This is a genomic window from Bacteroidales bacterium, from assembly GCA_016709865.1.
Taxonomy (GTDB): Bacteria; Bacteroidota; Bacteroidia; order Bacteroidales; family VadinHA17; genus LD21.
Map to the genome: position 1 here is coordinate 275,214 of JADJLX010000002.1, position 21,839 is coordinate 297,052.

Genomic DNA, 21,839 nt, shown 5'->3' on the forward strand with positions numbered 1-21,839 from the left:
GCAACATTTTGAAATTGTACACGTCTATATGTTGAATGGAAAACAAAAGAAGATAAAAAGTTCCTGGACAGTATTTTTTATTAGCGATTTGGGCAACCATGAAAATATAATTTAACAAGTTAATTTCACCACTATTGCCACTCGGCAAATTCTACGATCAGGTTTAGGTAAATCAAGGAAAAAGTCACCGCCCGGTGACTTTCCTTTTTTTCAGGACTTATATCATATTTTCCCCGATGTTGAATAGGTAATTTCGTAATTATTCCAATCCAGAAAAGGGTATTTATGAAGAGAAAAATAGGATTCAGTCTTGTTTACCGCGACATGTGGCAGTCGTCAGGCAAGTATCAGCCGCGTATTGACCAATTGAAAGAAGTAGCACCTCATATTATTGAAATGGGGTGTTTCGACAGGATAGAAACAAACGGAGGGGCATTTGAACAGGTTCAGTTAATGTACGGAGAGAATCCAAACACTGCTGTAAGGGAATGGACGAAGCCATTTAATGTGGCAGGCATAAAAACTCATATGCTCGAAAGGGCGCTGAACGGCATTAGAATGTTCCCTGTTCCTGCGGATGTCAGAAGGCTTATGTTCAAAGTTAAGAAAGCCCAGGGTGTCGATATTGCCCGCTCCTTCTGTGGTCTGAATGATCACAGAAATCTTGAATTATCAATTAAATATGCAAAAGAAGCAGGGATGATATCCCAGGCAGCCCTCTCAATCACTTATTCTCCTGTACATACAGTTGACTACTTTATGGATGTCGCCGACCATATTATTGAGTATGGCGCAGATGAGATCTGCCTGAAGGATATGGCAGGGATCGGTCGTCCTGCAATGCTTGGAGAACTTGTAAGACGGATCAAATCTAAATATCCCGGGATTATAGTACAATATCATGGCCATTCAGGACCGGGAATGTCAGTGGCATCGATGCTGGAGGTGGCAAGGGCAGGTGCCGATTATCTCGATGTTGCTATGGAACCCCTGAGCTGGGGGATGATTCATCCCGATGTTATAGCAATTCAGGCAATATTGAAAGATGCAGGATTTGATGTTCCGGAAATAAATATGGAAGCTTACATGAAAGTAAGATCGCTTACCCAGAAATTTATAGACGACTTTCTCGGCTGTTTTATTGATCCCAGGAACAAACAGATCTCTTCATTGCTAATCAGCAGCGGATTGCCCGGCGGCATGATGGGAAGCATGATGGCAGACCTTAAAGGAGTTCATGCCGGAATAAATACTACCCTTAAAAACAAAGGTCAAAAGGAACTTACTGAAGACGAATTAGTAATAAAACTCTTCGATGAAGTAGAATTCATCTGGCCAAAACTCGGGTATCCCCCGCTTGTAACGCCATTCAGTCAGTATGTAAAGAATGTTGCTCTTATGAATATTATACAGCTGGCAGGCGGAAAAGAGAGATATTCAATGATAGATAACAATACCTGGGACATGATACTTGGAAAGGCAGGAAATCTTCCGGGGGAACTAGACTCTGAAATAATTAACCTGGCAAAAAACCAGAATAAGGAGTTCTACACAGGGATCCCTCAGGATGGCTATCCCGATCAGCTTGAAGTTTTCAGGGAGGAGATGAAAAAGAATGGCTGGGAAACAGGCAATGATGATGAGGAGCTATTTGAACTCGCTATGCACGACAGGCAATACCGCGATTACAAGTCAGGGGTTGCTAAATCAAGATTTGAGAGTGAACTTCAAAAAGCCAGGGAAGTGATAAACAATAGCTTAACTGTCGGGACTGGAGCTAAACCTGAAAAAAAGGCAGAAACACCTAAAGATATAAAGACTTCTAATCCCGATCATAAAAACATCTTTTCTCCGGCAAAAGGGAAAGTATATTATAATCTTTACTCCGAACTTACTGAACCTTCTGCTGTTGGTGATCCTGTAAGTGAAGGCAACCGGATCTGTTATCTCCAGACCAATTCATATATCACTGAGATAACGTGTCCCTATAACGGCGAGATCGCCGAAATCGTGGTTCAGCAGGGAGCAAATGTGAATAAAGGTGATATTCTGTTCATAATAAAAGAAATAGCAAAAACAGAAGCTGATCACCCTAAAATTAAAAAGATGAAAAAAATAATTGTCAGGAAATAGACATCCGAAACGATTTTTGTACTTTGCAGACCATTAACCATAACCTAACCGAATATTTAAAAATGAAAAAGACTCTGGTTTTAATTCTTATAGCTTTTGTGGCAGCATCAGCATGCAAAAAGGCTGAAAAGAGCGATAATCCGCTTCTTAATAAATACGAAACTCCTTTTGAAATTCCTCCTTTTGAGGAGATTAAGGCAGCACATTTCATGCCTGCATTTCTTAAAGGATTTGAAGTACACAGGGCTGAAATAAAGGCCATAATCTATAACAAAAAGGAACCAACATTCGATAACACAATAAAAGAATTGGCATACAGTGGCCAACTGCTTTCAGGCGTAAGCAGAGTTTTCGGTGCTTTGAATTCAGCTAATACGAACGACTCTCTACAGGCAATAAGCAGGGAACTCTCCCCTCTTTCGTCGAAACACAACGACGATATAAACCTCAACGACACACTGTTCAGGCGTGTTAAGAGCGTATACGACAACAAGGATAAGTTTAAGCTCGATGAGGAAGAGAAAAAAATACTTGAAGACACCTATAAGGATTTTATCAGAAGCGGGGCAGCACTTTCAGCTGAAGACAAGGATAAACTTCGTAAAATCAATGAAGAACTTTCGATGCTTTCTGTTAAGTTCGGACAGAATCTTCTTGCTGAAACTAATGGTTTCAAACTGATTCTTGATAAAAAAGAGGATTTGTCAGGATTACCTGAAGGAGTTGTAACTCAGGCTGCTTCAATGGCCAAGTCGCTTGGGATGGATGGGAAATGGGTATTTACTCTTCAGGTACCAAGCATGACACCATTTCTGCAAAGCTCTGACAGACGTGATCTTCGTGAAAAGCTTTTCACAGCCTATTTCATGAAAGGTGATAACGATAACGATAAGGATAATAAAGCAATAATTGCCCGGATGGCCAAACTGAGGGTTGAAAGAGCACATCTTCTTGGCTATGATAGTTTTGCAGATTTTGTTCTTGAGAGAACAATGGCTAAAACACCCGAGAAAGTAATGACTTTCCTTGCTCAGGTATGGGATGCTGCAACACCTGTTGCAAAAGCAGAGGCTGCTGCACAGCAGGAACTTATAAATAAAGAGGGAGGCAAGTTCAAACTTGAACCATGGGACTGGTGGTACTACTCTGAGAAAATCAAAAAAGCGAAGTATGATCTTGATGATGAAGTTACCAGACCTTACTTCAAGATTGATAATGTGATGGAGGGCATGTTTTATGTTGCTAATCAGCTATACGGACTCACATTCACCAAAAGAGATGATCTTCCGAAATATCATCCTGACGTAAATACTTTCGAGGTTACACGCGAGGGGAAACATGTTGGTATACTTATGATTGACAATTATCCGCGTCCATCAAAAAGAGGCGGTGCCTGGTGCGGAGCTTTCAGGGGACAAAGTCGTGATATCAACGGTAAAATGATTTCACCCCTTGTCACAATGGTTACGAACTCAACACCGCCAACCTCTGACAAACCGGCTTTACTTACCGCAGAAGAAGCAAGTACTGTCTTTCATGAATTCGGTCATGCACTTGCAGGACTTCTCTCAAATAAAACATTCCCCGGAGGTAATCTGCCAAGGGATTTTGTTGAACTTCCCTCACAGATAATGGAACACTGGGTGCTTGAACCAGAGGTACTTAAAGTATATGCAAAACATTATCAGACCGGTGAGATCATTCCAGCCGAGATAGTTGAAAAACTTGAAAAAGCAGGCAAGTTCAATACCGGCTTCCAGACAGTTGAATACCTTGCGGCCTCGTTACTCGACATGGAATATCATTCGCTTAAAGAGCCTGTTGACCTTGATATCAGAGATTTTGAGAATAAAGCCATGGCCAAATACGGACTGATACCTGAAATAAAACCCCGTTACAGATCTACTTATTTCAATCATATCTGGGCCGGAGGATACTATGCTGGCTATTATGGGTATATCTGGTGTGAAATTCTCGATGCAGATGCTTTCCAGGCTTTTAAAGAAACAGGTAACATTTTCAATAAGGATGTAGCTGCAAAATTTGAAAAAGAGATACTTGCCAGAGGAGGAACCCGTGATCCTCTGGATATGTATATAGCATTCAGAGGCAAGGAACCGGGTATAGATGCCCTGCTTGTTAACAGAGGTCTGAAATAATTAGAAATCTCAATGAAGATCAGGTTAATAATTCTGCTTATTTTCTTCGCATCCAGCTTGGGTGCGAAGACATCAGACCCGGTAGCCATCAAAGGTGTGCTCGACCTCCGGGAAATAAGCAATCCTGAACATTTCATTGTAAAACTTAACGGAGAGTGGGAGTTTTACTGGAAAAAGATGCTCCATCCTCATGATTTTAATGGTGTCAATATAATTCCTGATTATTACGGTAAAGTACCATCGTATTGGAGTGACTATCCTCAGGAGTCGGTAAGAACTGAAAAAAACGGTTATGCTACCTACCGGCTTACAGTTTTGCTCCCTTCTGAGCTGAAGACAGCACTGGGTATCGATTTACCCGTATTTGATTCATCATACGATATCTATCTGAATGGCAAGTACCTCGGAGGAAACGGGACCACAGGAAAATCTGCGGATGAGTCAACTCCGGAGTATAAACGGAACTTCTTCAGAATCATCCCTGACTCCAATGTCCTTTCAATAATAATTATTGTATCCAATTATGATCACAGACGTGGTGGTTTCTGGCAACCTGTAAAACTGGGGACCTTTTCTAATGTCCAGAAACAGTTGGCCAACAGCTGGGCTGGTGACTGGGCAGTAATAAGTCTTCTGCTGAGTTTTTCAATCTTCTTTTTCTTCTTCTTCCTGATAAATCCCAAAGAAAAAATAATGGGCTTATTCAGTATGGCTACCTTCGGTCTTGCGATAAGACCGCTGTTTACTTCACATTATCTTATTCAGAACTTAATTGAGATTCAGTGGGACTGGATTGTCAGGATTGAATACATTGGACTCTTTACGATTATGATCGGATGGGTTTGGGTTGTATATTATATCTATCCTAAAAAACCATTCAGACTATTTGCATTGATGGTCACAATCATATTCACGCTTACAACTCTCGGAACCCTCGTACTTCCTGTAAAAATTTTCAGCAACTCAACTCTTTTATTTTATCCGGCAATGCTGATACTCATGATTTATGCCTTGATTATGAGCTTCTTAGGATTATTCAGAAAAACAATGCTGGATACAGCCTATTTTCTTGCCTTTATGTTGCTTATTGCTGGAGGGGTACACGATATAAGAGTGTCTCTGGGTCAGATAGTATCAACATCAAGTTACTACCTTACTTATTTTGTGGTATTGTTTGTGTTCATTCAGGCAGCCCTGTTACTCTATAAATGGATTATGGCTTTCCGGGAGAAGGAGAAATTGCAGAATGAACTGGAGTTCATGAATAAGAATCTCGAACTTATAATAAATGAAAGAACCCAGGAGCTCAAAAAGAGGAATGAGGAAATTGAGAAGCAGAATGTTATGATTGCAACTCAAAACAGACAACTGTCAGAAACCATTCAGCTGAAAAACAGGATCTTCTCTGTAATTTCCCACGATCTCAGGAGTCCTGTTGTTAACATCCTGTATATGCTTAACCTTCTTAAAGAGAAGGAATATAAAGAGAAATACGACACTTTTGCAAATTCAAGTATTCAATATGCCCAGCAGGTAATAAGTCTTTTGGAGAACATGCTTGTTTGGGGAAGAGGTCAGGAGGAAAAAATAAAATATGCGCCGGAGAAACTGAATCTTGCAGACATTATACTCACAAACCTCAGCATATTCAAGGAAACTGCTGATAAGAAAGAAATCTCTGTGAATTTTACCCAGGTTGGCAACACAACAGCAATCTTCGATAAAGACCTGCTTGACATAGTAATAAGAAACCTGCTTTCAAATGCTGTAAAATATACGCATCGTGGAGGACGAATAAGCATTCTACTTAAAGACAAGACACAGGAAAACGGCGGAATATTACTTAAGATCTGCGATAACGGGATTGGGATAAGTGCAGAAAAACAGAAGAGTCTTTTTACCTCTGAAGAGATAAACAGCACACCGGGTACAGAGAATGAGAAAGGTACCGGCTTAGGATTAAAACTCTGTATGGAGCTCGTCAGGATAAATAAAGGCATAATCAGTGTCGAAAGCAAAGAAGGCGAAGGTACCTGCTTCGTAATAACCTTGCCGGTATAAGATCTTCAGTCGGCTGTGAGATTCGTGAGCCCGCTTTTATTAATAACTCTGATGCTCTTTCCTTTAGCTTCAATTAGTCCCTCTTCTTCAAGTTCTCCCAAAGCCCGTGCTACTGAAGGTCGGGCAACCCCAAAGAAGTCGGCCAGATCATTCTGTGTTACATCGAGGTATATAATGTTCTTGTCTGTGCCTGCTTTCTGAAGGATATACTGAGCAAGTTTACCCTTAATTGTCTTGAAATTAAGAAACTTAATCTTCTCTGACAGGAATTGTGACCGGTTAGAGATCATATTAAGGAAATTAACAAGGATCCTGTCGTTATTCATCAGAAGCTTGAGGAAATCAGACTTGTCTATAACCAGTATTTCTGTGTCAGTATTGCATATAACATTCACAGGGAATCTGTTATTGTTACCAAACATAAAGGCAGAAGCAAGAGCTCCCGGTGCTGGTATATCTTCGATCTTAATGACCCTACCGGCATAGTCGACCATTTCACCTTTAACAATACCACTTACCACTATCATAAGAGAAATAACGGGATCGCCGCTTTGTGATACAATTGTTCCTGCCTTAAAATTCCGTATTTTGTGCGAGACTTCACTTATTAGGAGCTCAATTGCGCTGATATCTAATCCTTTGAACAGAGGAGATGATGTTAAAACAGAATAGTCCATTGTTTTTTATATAAAAATAACAAATTGTAACATATGTTACAATTTAGCTTCTGAAGCTTATGCAAATTTGCATCAGAAAATAATTTAAAAAATATAAATATGAAAAGAGATATCCTTAAGATCGATGAAGATTTGTGTAATGGTTGCGGACTGTGTGTACCTAATTGCCATGAGGGGGCGTTACAGGTAATCGACGGAAAAGTAAGGCTTGTAAGTGAACTTATGTGCGATGGACTTGGTGCCTGTATCGGGCATTGTCCGGAAGGAGCAATAACAATTGAAACCCGTGAAGCAGAACCATATAATGAAACACGGGTAATGGAGCAGATGAAAGACAAAGGTAAGAATACAGTAATTGCTCACCTTAAACATATGAAAGATCATGGAGAGACAGGTTTCCTCCAGGAGGGTGTTTCATACCTTAAAGAACACAGGTCAGAATTAAACTTCAATCTCGATGAAGTAATCAGTGAGGTACATAATCACGGAAAAGCTGCTGCTGCGCCTCAGCCATCTCATATACCCGGGCATGCTCATGGCCATTCACACGGTCATGGAGGAGGCGGATGTCCCGGATCAAAAGCAATGGTAATTGAAAAGCCGGGTGTGGCTGCTGCAAGTACTCCAGCCGGCGATCAGCCATCAGAATTAAGACAGTGGCCTGTTCAGATGCACCTTATAAATCCCAACGCATCATATTTCCAGGGCTCTGATCTTCTTATTGCAGCAGATTGTGTGGCTTTCTCAATGGGCGGATTTCACAGCAAGCATCTTAAAGGAAAATCGCTGGCTATTGCCTGTCCAAAACTTGATCATGGCTCAGAAATATATATCCAGAAACTGACTGCATTAGTCGATACAGCAAAAGTAAATACAATAACAGTTATGATGATGGAAGTGCCCTGTTGCGGAGGTCTTCTGCAAATGGTCAAATCGGCACTATCGCAGGCATCAAGAAAAGTTCCGGTTAAGATGATGATAGTCGGTATAGCCGGAGATGTGCTTAAGGAGGAATGGGTGTAGAGTTATTAGGTTATTAGGTTATTAGGTTATTGAGTTATTAAGTACATCTTTTACTTTTTTGAAAAGAGCTTCAACTTTAACTGCAGGGTCGCCTTCTCCGAGAGTCTCTAGGGGAAGGTAACCTTTGTAGCCGCATTCCTTAACTATTGAAATGACCTTATTATAATCAGTATCCACCTGATTATCATTTATATATACTTTCTCCTTAAGCTGCCACGAAATCGCGTGTTTTGCGTTCAGCGCGATGTCTTTATATGGATCGGCTGAATGGTAACTGCCAATATCAAGTAAAAGTCCATTCCACTCTGAATTAACCATCTTCAGCATTTTTTCAACATCAGAAGAGGTCTTAATAAAATCATTATGATTCTGCATGGCTGTCATTACTCCATGTTTTTTGCCGAATTCAGCACATTCCCTGATATCATCAGCAATCCATTTTGCCCTGTCTTCCCATTTGTACTGCTCCTTTGAAAGAGTACCCGCAAAGATTCTCACAATTGGCGATCCTAGTTTCTCTGCAACAACAATCCAGTCCTTAACAAGCTGCTTCTCACCAGCCCTTTTGGAGACATCAGACCAGGTAAAATCATTTTTAACTCCTGTTCCGCTTATTCCGAGTCCAAGCCTGAAAGCCTTCTGTTTAACATGATAAATATAATCATCGGATGGCACCTGAGGGTAACCGGGGAAATAGTATCCGGTCAGATCAACTCCATCAAAACCTTTTGCAGCACAAAAATCCAGGAGATCATCTATTGTCATTGATCCTGCTCTCAGAGGTTTATCAAAAGAGTAAGCATTCAGGCTGATTTTCAGACTAACATTTTCAAGATGTGACACGGCAGTACCTCTTCCGGGTTCTCCTGCTTTAATTACTGGCATTATTGCAGTTCCAATTCCGGCCATTGCCGCTTTCCTTGCAAAATCCCTTCTACTGAATCTTTTCATAAAAATGTCAATTACCAAATAACCTAATATCCTAATAACCTAATAACCTGATAACCTTATAACCTTATAACCTAATAACTTCCCAACCCTATACTTTTCCCTTAACTTTAAATCCCAGCTCTTTAAGTATCCTGTGGATATTCTTACTTCCGTTTTTCAGATTAACTGTGAAAGCATGGAATTCCCTCCTCAATGGATAATCTCCGCGCAGGTTCTCAAAATCTGACGGATTGAACCTGAAATGCATATCATCATCTTCAATGCTATAGGTATGTGCAACAGCCTGGTGTACGATTTTTTCATCTGATTTTCCTTTGCAGTCGATGAAAATATCCGGAATTTCAGGTACCGGAATATTTTTAGGATACCACTCTTTGAGAGGCAGATCAAAAAACCTGCTTAGAGAATTTACAACCATTGCAGTTCCTTTAGCTTTACCATCAACAGAGTAACCTGCTATATGCGGTGTAGCTATGAAGGCTTTTGGTATAAGGCTAAAATCTATATCCGGTTCATTTTCCCATACATCAAGAATTGCACCCCGCAGCTTACCTGTCTCAAGATTCTTTTTGAGAGCACCTGTATCCACAACTTCGCCTCTTGAGGAATTAATGAACCAGACCTTTTTCCTGATCATTTTAAAACAGTTTTCATCAAAGAGATGATATGTTCTATCTTCTCCTACGTGATGCAATGGCACATGAAGAGTTATGATGTCAGCCTCACGGAGTACATCTTCGAGCGGGACAAACTTTCTATCACCTTCTTTTCTTGCCCTGGGTGGGTCATTAAGCAATACTCTCATTCCCAGCAACCTGGCAGCTTTTTCTACTTTTGCCCCTACATTCCCTACTCCTACAATACCTATGGTTTTATCTTTCAGCTTGAATTTATGATCGCGGGCAATCTTAAGGAGTGCAGAGGTTATATATTGCAGCACGGATGAAGAGTTGCATCCGGGTGCGTTTGTCCAGTCAATGTTATTTTTTTCACAATACTGTGTATCAATATGATCGAATCCAATCGTGGCAGTTCCTATAAATTTAACAGTCGTGCCATTCAGCAGTTTCTCTGTGCATTTTGTCCGGGTTCGTATTAAAAGTGCATCTGTATTTTTGATAAGTGTGTTACTGATCATTCTGCCAGGCAGATATTTTACTTCAGCAATTGGTTCCAGAGCACCTTTAAGAAAAGGCATTTTATCATCAGCTACAATTCTGACCATAATTTATTATTTTCAGGAAAGATAATCATTTTAGAAAATATCGTGGTTCTTTTTTCGCTCATCTGCTTCTTTATAAAATAAAACAGTAAATGCCGGGACAGCTCCTCTGAACAGGTATATCCCTGTTCCCTTTTCTCTTGCAAATTCATTTTCAACAATTCCGGCAAGCTTCCACTCACTGAAAAGTTTTACAATCTCATCTTCAGGTTTCTCTCCTACCAGTAAAATGTTTTGAATGTTATTTAAATGAGGCAGCCAGTAGATATAATCGGTACTAAATGAATAAGCTTCAGGCATCTTACCGCGGTTGTAATAATTGAGTGCCCCAACCTGTCCGTAATTATCACACATGATAAGAGTCTTATCAACTTCATCCTGAGGAATCATTTTATAAGTCAGAAGCGCCTTTTCGGCCATTTCACGCCATCCCAACATGTCGGAGAAATCCTGTGGAAGTGTATGATTTTTCCCATCTTCCCAACGAAGCAATCCATACTTTTCGAAAGTTTCGCCATTCTTCAGGATCTCTTCCGGAGAGAGAAGAGGAAACATCACTTTTGCAGTCATAAAAAATATTCCAAGGTTCGCCACTATTAAAAAACCAGAAACGATCAGTTTCAGTTTTTCCTTAAGAATTTTCTCAATAAACACAGCTCCCAATGCAATGAGCACAGGGTACAATCCTATTGCATAATAGTCTTTTGCTTTAAGTATTACGAACAGAGAAATTGTTACTATAAATGCTATTCCTATGAACCGGTAAGGCTTAAACGATTTGTAAAAAATGAGTGCTGCTAGGGCGCATATAATAACCGGTAATGAACCAAAGAAGAAAAGTAGCTGACTTAAAAGAAATCCTGATGCAGTATTATTAACGAGCTGATCAGCTTTCAGCACTTTCATATGCTCAACTACAGGAAATCCATTCTTAATCTGCCAGATAAGGTTTGGCAAAATCAGGAGAAGTGCCAGAGCAACTGCCTTCCAGAATGCAATATTTTTAAATATTTTCCTACCGGGTGTCGCTATTAAACCAATAAACAAACCTGCAAAAAGGAAAACAACATTATACTTGTTATAAAACCCAACAGCAGCAACCACAGATAAGAGATACAACCATTTATTCTCCGGTGTTTTAAAATATTTTATCAGGATCCAGAAGATTGCTGTCCAAATCATTATATCAAAAGAATTAGGCTGAAAAAGAATGTTTAGTCTGGCCAGAGCAGAGAATATAAGACCGGATGATACTACAATTTTTGAGGTCAGACTGCCACCTGATTCCTCAGCAATACGCCAGGCAAAAACAATTGTAAATGAACCGAATAATGCAGGGAAAAAACGAATCCAGAATACATCTCCCCCAAAAAGAAATATTATTTTGGATATAAGTGAGGTAAGCGGAGGGAGCGAAATAAATCCAAACGCAAGATGGTTAGCCTGATCGAGATGCAGAAACTCATCACGGTGAAGCTCATATACCGGATTGACTATTACAAATTGCAGAATCATTTTAACTGCAACAAGAATTAATAAGACCCAATATCTTTGAAAAAATTTAACAAAAAGGTGATTATAATAACTCATTTATATATGTAATTGATCATTCAAAAGGTAGATTTAATTTTTGACTAACAAAAAAGTAAAGTGAAAAAAGTAAATTATCCCGTCAAATAAAAACAATACATCTGGATTCAATTACACTCTCTGTAAAATATTTTAATGTTTTTTTGTCACTGACGAAGATGTATCTTGTATTTTTCTAAATTGCAGCCAATTTCGTTAGTAAAATATAGAATTACCTTTGAATCTGTACAGGTATTCTTATTTATTCTTATCTGAGTATTGTCATAAATGAAAGATTCAATAATTGTCGGTTTGCTCCAGAATACAGCAATTCTGCTGGCTCTTAGTTATGTTTATGAATTCTGGTGGAACAGGAACGATGAACCAAAAAACATTCTGAATAAGATACTTACAGGAATTATTATTGGTCTGATCGGTATAGTAGTGATGCTGACACCATGGATACTGGTTCCCGGACTTGTATTTGATACCCGCTCAGTTGTTTTGTCAGTATCAGGACTGTTTTTCGGGAAACTGCCTACAGCTGTTGCCATGCTGTTAACCGGTCTGGTCAGATTAGCGAAAGGTGGTGATGGTGTATGGATGGGCATTGCGGTTGTTATAAGTTCAGGTACCATTGGTATGCTTTGGCACAGATTCCGACCCTTAAAGCAAAGTAAAAACTATCTTGCAGAGTTGGTAGCAATGGGGATTGTTGTTCATGTTGTAATGCTTGGTTGTTCAATCCTTTTACCAGTTTCCAGCAGATTTGATACTATTAAAACTATAATAATACCTACCCTTACTATCTACCCGGTTGCAACCTTACTATTAGGCACATTAATGTTCAGGCAGTTCCAGAACTGGCAGAACAGAAGAGCGGCTGATAAACTGAGAGAATCAGAAAGAAGGTTTTCCGAATTACTTAAAAATACATTCCTCTTTTCTGCCATAGTAGATATGGAGGGAAAAATAGTATTCTGCAACAGATCACTTCTGGAGGTTTCAGAGTATACGTTTGAGGAACTGTCAGAAAAAAACCTGTTTGATATTTTTGTGCCTCTTGAATCACAGGAACAACTTGGACAATTATTCGCTAAAGCATTATCAGGTGATGAGAGCGCTTTGAATTTTGAAGCTGAGTTTCTGACAAAAGGCGGAAGCAGGCTCCTGGTTTCCTTTAATTGTACACTCTTGAAGGATGAAAATGGCAAGATATCCGGAGTTGCAGGTATTGGTGAAAACATAACCAAAAGGAGACAAACCGAGGCTGAACTCCTGAAGTCAAAAATAAAGGCAGAAGAGAGCGATAAACTTAAGTCAATTTTTCTTGCAAACATGAGCCATGAAATACGTACTCCCATGAATTCCATTATGGGTTTTTCAGAGTTGCTCGGGGAAAATGACCTGTCGCAAGATTTTAGGACTCAATATATTGACATTATTAAAAGTTCCAGCAACCGGCTTCTTCAGCTTATCAATGATATAATTGATCTTTCTAAAATAGAAGCGAAACAACTTTCAGTTAATGTTTCAGAATGCAACCTTTCAGAGTTACTTTCGAACAGTATTGAATCATTCAGAAGAAGTGAGCTATTACTAAAAAAACCTGAAGTCAAACTTGTACTCAACCTGCCGGAAGAGATTGATAAGATCAAGTTTTTATCAGATGGAGTCAGAGTTCAACAGGTTCTGGATAACCTTGTCAGCAATGCAATAAAATATTCCAACCGGGGCATAATAAATGTCGGATGTGCGATTACCGGCAGCAAAGGAAATGAAGTCATTGAGATCCATGTTAAAGATACCGGCATCGGAATTTCGTCCGAAATGCAGGAAATAGTTTTTGAAAGATTCAGGCAGGTAGAGGAAGGCAGGTATCATGAAGGAGCCGGACTCGGATTAAGCATATCAAAAGGCATCGTGGAATTGCTGGGAGGTAAAATATGGTTTACATCTGAGGCCAATATTGGATCAACTTTTTATTTCACATTACCCTATATTATTGCAAAGGAAACCACTGAAACCGTTCCCAGATCCGGTACATTCTTACCTAATATAAAAGGAAAAAGAGTCCTTATTGCAGAAGATGACTACAACTCGTACCGGTTCCTTGAGCTTATTCTGAAGAGACAAAATGCTGAGTTATCACATGCAGAAAACGGTGAAATTCTGTTAAATATGATAGAAGCCCGCCTGCCTGACCTTATTCTGCTGGATATTAATATGCCAGTTATGAATGGGTTTGAGGTGCTTGACGAAATGAAAAAAAGGGGCCTGAATACAAAAATTATTGCACAGACTGCATATGCCATGCCCGATGAGAAGGAGAGATGCCTCTCTTCCGGTTGTAATGGATACATCTCCAAACCAATAAAAAAAGAAGAGCTTTTCAGGGTTATTAATGAAGTCCTGTCTGCCTGATTATTAAATATTTCCAAACCAGATGCTACGATTTTCCATAATCTCGATTTCAATTTTTCTGATCGGATCAATAAACCTTTTTGCTCAGCCTGAGATCAGGGCTGTTTTTACAGCAACACCTCCAGCCATTGATGGCTCTCTGAATGACGATGTCTGGAAGGATGCCTCCGTGATTAATGAGCTCTTCCAGAGAGAACCGAACCCGGGAAAACCTGTCTCGGAAAAGACTGAATTCTATTTTCTTTACGACCATAACAACATCTATATCGGAATCCGGTGCTTTGATGATCCTGAAGGCATCACTGCAAAGGAGCTTGCCAGAGATGTAAGTCTCGGTGATGACGACAGGGTGCAGATAATCCTCGACACCTATCTCGATGGCCGCAGCGGCTACTGGTTTCAGATTGGTCCCAGAGGAAGTATTGGTGATGCCCTTGTAAATGAAAACGGAAAAGATTTTAATAAATCCTGGGATGGCCTCTGGGACGGTAAAGCAAAAATTACTACAGAAGGATGGGACGGAGAATTGATTATCCCCTTTAAAACTCTCGGATTCAAAGAAGGGAACAGTACATGGGGACTTAAACTCATCAGATATATAAAAAGAAAGTCGGAAGCCTCCTACTGGCCTGAAACTTCGCTGAATGCAAATAAATTCCAGGTATCTGATGCCGGCAGAATTACAGGCATAACAGATATTACACAGGGAATAGGATTAGACATTACACCATATCTGACAAGCGGAGTAAGCAAAAAGCAGAATACCGATCCCAAAGGTGTTCTGGATGGAGGACTCGATGCTTTTTACCACATAACACCTTCCCTGAAAGCTTCTTTGACAGTAAATACTGATTTCGCTCAGACTGAGGTAGATGAAAAGCAGATTAACCTTACCAGGTTCAGCCTGTTCTTTCCTGAAAAACGGGATTTCTTCCTCGATGGAGCAAACTATTTTACTTTTGGAATAAACGGAGACAGCGAAAACCCTCAGAGTACGCAGATGATACCCTTCTTCTCCAGAAGAATAGGGCTTGATGCAGGAGGCAATCCGGTGTCAATTAAATATGGAGGAAAATTCACCGGGAAAGTCGGGAACTGGAACCTTGGTGCCATGCATATAAAGGATGATAATCAGTGGGATAATCCGGGTTATTCAGTGGGAAGAATATCAAGAAATCTAGGAAAACAGTCATCAATCGGACTAATTGGAACTAACGGAAATGCCTTCTCCGACCTGAAGAATACCCTCGTCGGAATCGATTTACGCCTGGCGAGTTCGCTCCTTGCAGGTAATAAAAACATAAGCTATAATCTTTACGGATTGAAGTCATTCACCCATGGACTGACAGGAAATGATATCTCATTCGGAACAGAAATTAATTACCCAAACGATAAGTTGAATTTCAGACTCGGATATCTTCAGATAGGAGAAGATTTTACCCCCGGACTTGGCTTCATACCGCGCAAGAATATCCGTGATTTTTATGGAGGAATCGGAATTGGCCCGCGACCAAAAAATTCACCGGTAATGCAGATCAAATCAGGCGTAAAATATGTTTTCATATCCGATCTCAAAAACGGAGGTCTTCTTACATCGCAAATGGATTTCAATCTGTCGGATATTATTTTCCTGAGTGGGGACATTATCTCATTATCAGCACAGTATCAGCATGAATTGCTGACCTCTGACTTTCATATTTTCGAAAACTTTGTGATACCTGCGGAAAAATACACTTTCTGGAGGAAGAGTGTGACACTTACCTCAGCAAAAAGAAGAAACTTATGGGCTGCAACGAAAGTCGGAACCGGTTCTTTCTATTCAGGAAAGAGGACCGATTGGATGATACAGGCGGGTTACAAGGTGATTGTTCCTGTTTATATCGGGATGGAATCTGATCGTAAATGGGTTGACCTTCCTGATGGAAGCTTTGTGACACAGATCTACAGGCTGAACCTGAACTTCCTGTTCAGTCCGAATCTGTCGTGGTATAATTTTGCACAGTACGAGAACCAGACTGAAACAATAGGATGGCAATCAAGACTTCAATGGATAATAAAACCTGGTAAAGAGATCTTCCTGACCTTCAACTCACCGCTAATTGACCCACTGGAACGCTTCAAACCGGAAGTATATGAGGCCAGGATCAAAGCGAAATACACTATCCGGTTCTAGTTCTTCTCTGTGTAACTCTGTGACAACTCTGTGTATCTCTGTGTAAGTTCTTCAAGAACATAACACAGAGGAAATCCTGAGGAGACACAGAGTTACACTGAGAAGATGGATACTATTCCACAATCTTCATTTCGTTCAGTAAATACCCGGCACCGGCGAATTTGTCGATTATAAAAAGGGCATATCTTATATCTAGACTTATATTACGACTCTGATCGGGATTGAAAGCCATGTCGCTTGCAACGCCTTCCCATGCCCTGTCGAAGTTGACGCCTATAAGCTGACCATCGGCATTCAGCACAGGACTGCCTGAGTTTCCACCGGTAGTATGATTATTTGCAATAAAGCATACAGGCACCTCTCCATCCTGGGTATAACGGCCAAAATCTTTCTTTGCATAAAGCTCCTTCAGCTTATCAGGGACATCATAGTCGAATATTTCAGGGTTATCTTTTTCAATAATACCTTTGAGTGTTGTGTAATGAGTATAGTAAACTGCATCTTTTGACTTATAACCACCCACCTGTCCAAATGTAACTCTCAGGGTAAAGTTTGCGTCAGGATAAAAAATTCTTTCCTTATCAAATTCCATCTGAGCAGTCATATAAAGCTTATTAAGCTTCTGAATTTCAGCATTAAGCCGGGCCAGTTCACCTCTGACATTCTTTGACATAAAATCAGTTACTCCCATCGCCAGAACATAAAACTGATCCTTTTTCACCTTAGCTACAGATGATTTATTGAAAGCTTTAACGAATGAGATGAATTTTGCCTCATCAGCAAAAACTGATTTTGAATAAAGCTCTTCAGTTGCAGCCTCAAAATCGCCTTTGCATGAATTTCTGAGTTTGACATATTCAGGAATAAGCCATTTCTGGCCAAGGGTTTCACCGTACATCTTCATTACTGCAACAAATATTTTTTTGTCGGTATTCATATTGTAATCCTTGAAGAAGTCTTTAGCTGAAGTCAACAGGTTAGTTTTAGCTGCATTTACAATTTCTTCAGAAGAGTTATTCTCAATGATATCAGATAATACTTTTATACTCCGCGCCATGCTGATAACTTCAGCCCCGCTAAAAACCTCATTAGTATAATTGTTCACAAGAGTATATTCCTTCATCGCATCATAAAGATCCTTATACGATGGAAGTATCATACCATATTTTGCACTTCTGGAAGCATCTTCTTCAACCCATTTGGCAAATTTTGTCTCGTAATCTTTCTTTGTTTCAATAGTATTCATTTTATCAAGCCCCATAATTTCCCCCTGCCATTTCTTCCATGAATTGGCAATACCCGATTTCTTAGCAGAATACTGAATCCTGATTAGCGGATCTGTATTCATGGCTGCTTCCATAATCTCAATCTTTTTGGTTCTTATGTCAATAATTTTTGGATTAATAAAGTTCTTCACCATATCAATATGATACGAAGGCACATATTGAGAAGTTGAACCCGGATATCCAAAGACCATTGTAAAGTCACCTTCCTTAACACCTTTTATTGAAATGGGGAAAAAATATGCTGGTTTATATGGCACGTTTTCATTTGAATAATCAGCTGGCTGGTTATTCTTGTTGGCATATATTCTGAAAATTGAAAAGTCACCGGTATGACGCGGCCAGATCCAGTTATCTGTCTCCCCTCCGAATTTACCTATTGCAGATGGTGGAGCACCAACAAGCCGGATATCTCTAAATGTCTCATTTACGAACAAAAAATACTGGTTTCCCATATAAAATGGCGTTATTCTGGCCCTGTAACCGGTACCTTCCACTGCTTTCTTCTGGATCTCCGATATGTTTTTGTTTATCAGGTTTTCGCGCTCAGTCTGGTCCATAGCATCAGTCACACCGTTTAATACTGAAGTTGTTACATCCTCCATTCTCTTCAGAATAGTCACAGTTAATCCGGGATTGGTAAGTTCTTCTTTCCGCGACATAGCCCAGAAGCCGTTCCTGAGATAATCATTTTCAAGACTGGAGTGTTCCTGGATCTGCCCATAACCGCAATGATGATTAGTAATAAGAAGCCCTTCTCCCGATATTATCTCGCCTGTACAGCCACCGCCGAAAATCAGTACAGCATCTTTCATACAGGCTTTGTTCACACTGTAAATATCCTCTGCCGATAGTTTAAATCCCTTTTCCTGCATGAGTTTTATATTGTACTTTTCGATCAGGATAGGGATCCACATTCCTTCATCGGCTCTCAAGCCTGCATTTATAAATACACCAAAAAATAACAGGGCAACCACAAGTCTGTTTCTCATATTTTCTACTTTTATTTTTGTTTACATTTGCTTTAAGAACTGTCACAGAGAGACACAGAGAAGCCACAGAGCGACACTGAGAAAAGTCAAATGCCTCTGTGTAACTCTGTGTATCCTCTGTGTAACTCTGTGTAAGATTTTCATTCAATTATCTTAAGAAATTTTTTAATTCTGTATATAGTCTTTGTACCGGCAGTCCCACAACATTGAAATAAGATCCTTCGATCCTGCTGCATGCTGTTATTCCAATCCATTCCTGAATGCCATAGGCTCCTGCCTTATCGTATGGTTTACATTTTTCGATATAATAGTTAATATCCTCATCAGTTAGTATTTCAAAAGTAACTTTAGTGGAATCAGAAAAAGTCACTTCCTTATTCTTCGAAAATAAAGATACCCCTGTTATTACCTCATGTGTATTGCCTGAAATTTCCTTCAGAATTCTTACAGCATCCTGCTTATCAACTGGCTTTCCAAGGACCATATTATTGCACCACACAATTGTATCTGCAGTAATTACAATCTCATTATCAGCTATTTCACTCCTGAAAGAGACTGCTTTTGAATGTGCCACAAACCTCGCAATTTCCTCTCCGTTAAGACCTTCCGGAAAAGTCTCCTCGTATTCCCTTATAACAGTATCAAACTTAAGTCCCAGTTCCTTTAAAAGCTGTTGCCTTCGCGGAGATCGAGAAGCAAGTATTATTCTGTATGGTTTAAGGAGATCAGTAAGCATAATTAAACGAGATTCCAGGTAAGGATTACTTTAACAACAACTGAGTAAAGTATCCCGGTCAGCATTACTATTTTCATGAAACTGCTGGCACTGTGAAGCTGTTTCCTGTTCTGACTTTTAAGCACCTTGTAAATTACAAAAAACAATGGTACAACTATGCCGGCATTGAGGTAGATAAGTGTTATTTTGTCATTAATAAAGAAAAACCAGGTAAGGTACAGCAGTATGATAGTCAGCACAATAAGACCTATTGAAACAATTTTTGATGTCAGAATACCGAGAACAACCGGTACAGTATTCCTGCCATAAGCAATATCACCTTCAAAATCCTCGATATCCTTAATTATTTCGCGTGTAAGTGTTGTAAGAAATGCGAATAGAGCAAATCCTCCCACCCAATAAAAAATTATGTTTATCTCAGGAACGCTGTTAGCATGAACAGCATAATAGCGATATAAAGCAGGCCATTCGTAGAACACAACGAGAAGGGGAACCATTGCTGTTAAAATTGCTACTATTATGTTCCCTATAAGGAATTGCCGTTTATAACTTGCCGAATAAAAGTAAAGAAGTCCTGAAACAATCAGGAATAAGGCTCCCATCATTATATAACCTGCTTTCCAGGAGATATAAAAGCCTGCAGCTACGCCTATTATATTAAAAATGTTATGATACATCATCGCCATGCGGCGAGGGATCTTTGTCCCTACAATTACTTTACCTTTATTTATAAGGTCGGTTTTTATATCAAAATAATCATTTATAACATATCCTCCGGCGGTAATAAAGAGAGTAGCTGCAACAAGAAGTAAAAAGTCATACCAGGGGAACTTAAGTGTAACGGGTACCTCCTCTCCGCTTCCCTGTGCCAGTACAACTCCTATTTTTCCAAGCAGGGGAGCAATAACGGCATACCTCATAAGTACCATAGTAAGTACAACTATAAGCAGGTTCTGCCATCTTATCAGTCTAAGAAACTCTTTCATAACTTACCAGGTAAATGCATCTGAATCCATCCAGTTGTTGTTTAATCTGAGAACCTGTTCGATGACGTCCCTTACACATCCTTCACCGCCTTTCTTATCTGATATATATGAGGCTACCTGTTTAATCTCGCTGTCGGCATCTGCAGGACAAACAGGCACACCAGCCACTTTCATCACCTCAAAATCGGGGATATCATCACCCATGAACAAAACATCAGATTTGTCCAGATTATGCTTTTCAAGAAAATTGTTGAAATGATCAAGTTTTGACCGGCTGTTAAGATAAATGTCCTTAACCCCCAGTATTTTGAGTCTCTTCTGGTACTCTTTTGAACTGCTGCCGGAGATCACTCCGATTTTATAACCTTTCTTAACAGCTAACTGAAGGGCATATCCGTCCCGAAGGTTAACTGTCCGGTTTGGAACTCCAAATGAATTCAATGTAATCGTCTGAAGTGACAGGACTCCGTCAATATCAAAAACAAACGCTTTTACTCTTACTAGGTCCTCTTTAAAATTTGCCATGGCTCTGGGTGCTGGGTGCTGGGTTCTGGGTGCTTGGTGCTGGGTTCTGGGACATTGGATTTACCTAGCACCTAGTAACCAGTACCCAGCAACTTTTTCATTTTTACTTTTGTCTTTTATCTTTATAATAACCAATTATTGAATCCGTAACCTCACCATATAATCTCTGAAGTTCAGGTGAGAAAGATAGTAATTCCAAATGTTTTTCGATAGTACTAATATCATTTCGTGATGCAGGTCCTGTCTGTGAATTTTTAGGACCAACCTCCATAGCTTTGGCAATTGTTTCAGCCAGCAGAGGTTTAAATAAATCAAGCGAATAGCCTGCCTTTACAGCTACCTCTTCACCCTGGGTGAGCATATAGTTTGTAAAATTACAAATGAAAACAGCTGCCAGATGGATCATCCTTCTGTGCTCACTGTCAACATAATGCACTTCTCCTCCTAATGATTCTGCAAGACTTTTCAAATTCTGTAAGATATTCTCATCAGCAGACTCAAGCAGGAACGGAAGTTTTTTGAAAACCACATCTCTTTCCCTGGTAAATGTCTGCAAAGGATAAAAGATACCTGTCCTTTTAATATGTCCGGGAAATATATCAAGTCCTGTACTGCCTCCTGTGTGGACAACAATGGTGTCGGGACTGCATTTAAGTGTATTTAATACACTTTTAATTCTCTGATCGGGAACAGCGACAATAATTATGTCGGTAGTATCAGGATATACAAGTTCTGCAGACCACGATGCATTACACTTTTCAGCAAGGGAACTACTGCTTTTTTCAGATTCCGATACAATAAGATCTATGGTATGGCCCGCCTTATAAAACTCTTTACATAAAGCTGATGCAACTTTCCCTGCACCTGCAAAAGATATGCGCTGATGATACATCAATAAATTTTTCAGAAATATACAAAATTGCCC

15 protein-coding genes are annotated in these 21,839 nt (G+C 39.7%); 6 read left to right on the forward strand and 9 right to left on the reverse strand.

Features of this window, described 5'->3' with window-relative positions; all coding sequences use genetic code 11:
* Window positions 1–285: 285 nt before the first annotated feature.
* The 3 genes from IPJ16_03160 to IPJ16_03170 all read left to right on the forward strand — a co-directional run bounded on the left by IPJ16_03160 (window position 286) and on the right by IPJ16_03170 (window position 6,353).
* Window positions 286–2,133: a biotin/lipoyl-binding protein gene (locus IPJ16_03160; protein ID MBK7626193.1), complete on the forward strand. Its 1,848-nt coding sequence runs from the start codon at window positions 286–288 to the stop codon at window positions 2,131–2,133.
* A gap of 62 nt (window positions 2,134–2,195) precedes the next feature.
* Complete coding sequence (locus IPJ16_03165; protein ID MBK7626194.1) at window positions 2,196–4,292, forward strand: M3 family metallopeptidase; 2,097 nt, start codon at window positions 2,196–2,198, stop codon at window positions 4,290–4,292.
* Between the two features lie 12 nt (window positions 4,293–4,304).
* Window positions 4,305–6,353, forward strand: coding sequence for a hypothetical protein (locus IPJ16_03170; protein MBK7626195.1), 2,049 nt, complete (start codon window positions 4,305–4,307; stop codon window positions 6,351–6,353).
* A 5-nt stretch (window positions 6,354–6,358) separates the two neighbouring features.
* Here the strand turns inward: IPJ16_03170 and IPJ16_03175 are convergent, their stop codons facing one another.
* On the reverse strand, window positions 6,359–7,030 hold the full coding sequence (locus tag IPJ16_03175; GenBank protein MBK7626196.1) for a Crp/Fnr family transcriptional regulator: 672 nt from the start codon (window positions 7,028–7,030) through the stop codon (window positions 6,359–6,361).
* A 99-nt stretch (window positions 7,031–7,129) separates the two neighbouring features.
* Here IPJ16_03175 and IPJ16_03180 point away from each other — a divergent pair, with 99 nt between their 5' ends.
* Window positions 7,130–8,053, forward strand: coding sequence for a 4Fe-4S binding protein (locus IPJ16_03180; GenBank protein MBK7626197.1), 924 nt, complete (start codon window positions 7,130–7,132; stop codon window positions 8,051–8,053).
* A 21-nt stretch (window positions 8,054–8,074) separates the two neighbouring features.
* Here the strand turns inward: IPJ16_03180 and IPJ16_03185 are convergent, their stop codons facing one another.
* From IPJ16_03185 to IPJ16_03195, 3 genes are all read right to left on the reverse strand, one after another.
* Window positions 8,075–9,004 (reverse strand): sugar phosphate isomerase/epimerase, encoded by a 930-nt coding sequence (locus tag IPJ16_03185; GenBank protein ID MBK7626198.1) that lies wholly within the window; start codon window positions 9,002–9,004, stop codon window positions 8,075–8,077.
* An 88-nt stretch (window positions 9,005–9,092) separates the two neighbouring features.
* Complete coding sequence (pdxB, locus tag IPJ16_03190) at window positions 9,093–10,229, reverse strand: 4-phosphoerythronate dehydrogenase PdxB (protein MBK7626199.1); 1,137 nt, start codon at window positions 10,227–10,229, stop codon at window positions 9,093–9,095.
* Window positions 10,230–10,259: 30 nt separating this feature from the next.
* Window positions 10,260–11,741: a glycosyltransferase family 39 protein gene (locus IPJ16_03195; GenBank protein ID MBK7626200.1), complete on the reverse strand. Its 1,482-nt coding sequence runs from the start codon at window positions 11,739–11,741 to the stop codon at window positions 10,260–10,262.
* A gap of 342 nt (window positions 11,742–12,083) precedes the next feature.
* Here IPJ16_03195 and IPJ16_03200 point away from each other — a divergent pair, with 342 nt between their 5' ends.
* Both IPJ16_03200 and IPJ16_03205 read left to right on the forward strand, forming a co-directional pair.
* Window positions 12,084–14,219, forward strand: a complete 2,136-nt coding sequence (locus tag IPJ16_03200; protein ID MBK7626201.1) for a response regulator — start codon at window positions 12,084–12,086, stop codon at window positions 14,217–14,219.
* A 22-nt stretch (window positions 14,220–14,241) separates the two neighbouring features.
* Entirely contained in the window at window positions 14,242–16,392 is a 2,151-nt protein-coding gene (locus IPJ16_03205; protein ID MBK7626202.1) for a carbohydrate binding family 9 domain-containing protein, read from the forward strand.
* Between the two features lie 112 nt (window positions 16,393–16,504).
* Here IPJ16_03205 and IPJ16_03210 read toward each other — a convergent pair whose 3' ends face one another.
* From IPJ16_03210 to IPJ16_03230, 5 genes are all read right to left on the reverse strand, one after another.
* Window positions 16,505–18,667 (reverse strand): S46 family peptidase, encoded by a 2,163-nt coding sequence (locus IPJ16_03210; protein ID MBK7626203.1) that lies wholly within the window; start codon window positions 18,665–18,667, stop codon window positions 16,505–16,507.
* Between the two features lie 148 nt (window positions 18,668–18,815).
* Window positions 18,816–19,403, reverse strand: coding sequence for a septum formation protein Maf (maf, locus tag IPJ16_03215; protein MBK7626204.1), 588 nt, complete (start codon window positions 19,401–19,403; stop codon window positions 18,816–18,818).
* A 2-nt stretch (window positions 19,404–19,405) separates the two neighbouring features.
* A complete protein-coding gene (locus IPJ16_03220; protein ID MBK7626205.1) occupies window positions 19,406–20,389 on the reverse strand; it encodes a geranylgeranylglycerol-phosphate geranylgeranyltransferase in 984 nt (327 codons plus the stop codon).
* A 3-nt stretch (window positions 20,390–20,392) separates the two neighbouring features.
* Window positions 20,393–20,914 carry an HAD hydrolase family protein gene (locus IPJ16_03225; protein MBK7626206.1) on the reverse strand — a complete coding sequence of 174 codons (522 nt, stop codon included), beginning with the start codon at window positions 20,912–20,914 and terminating at the stop codon, window positions 20,393–20,395.
* A 103-nt stretch (window positions 20,915–21,017) separates the two neighbouring features.
* Window positions 21,018–21,806, reverse strand: a complete 789-nt coding sequence (locus tag IPJ16_03230; protein ID MBK7626207.1) for a DUF2520 domain-containing protein — start codon at window positions 21,804–21,806, stop codon at window positions 21,018–21,020.
* Between the last annotated feature and the right edge of the window lie 33 nt (window positions 21,807–21,839).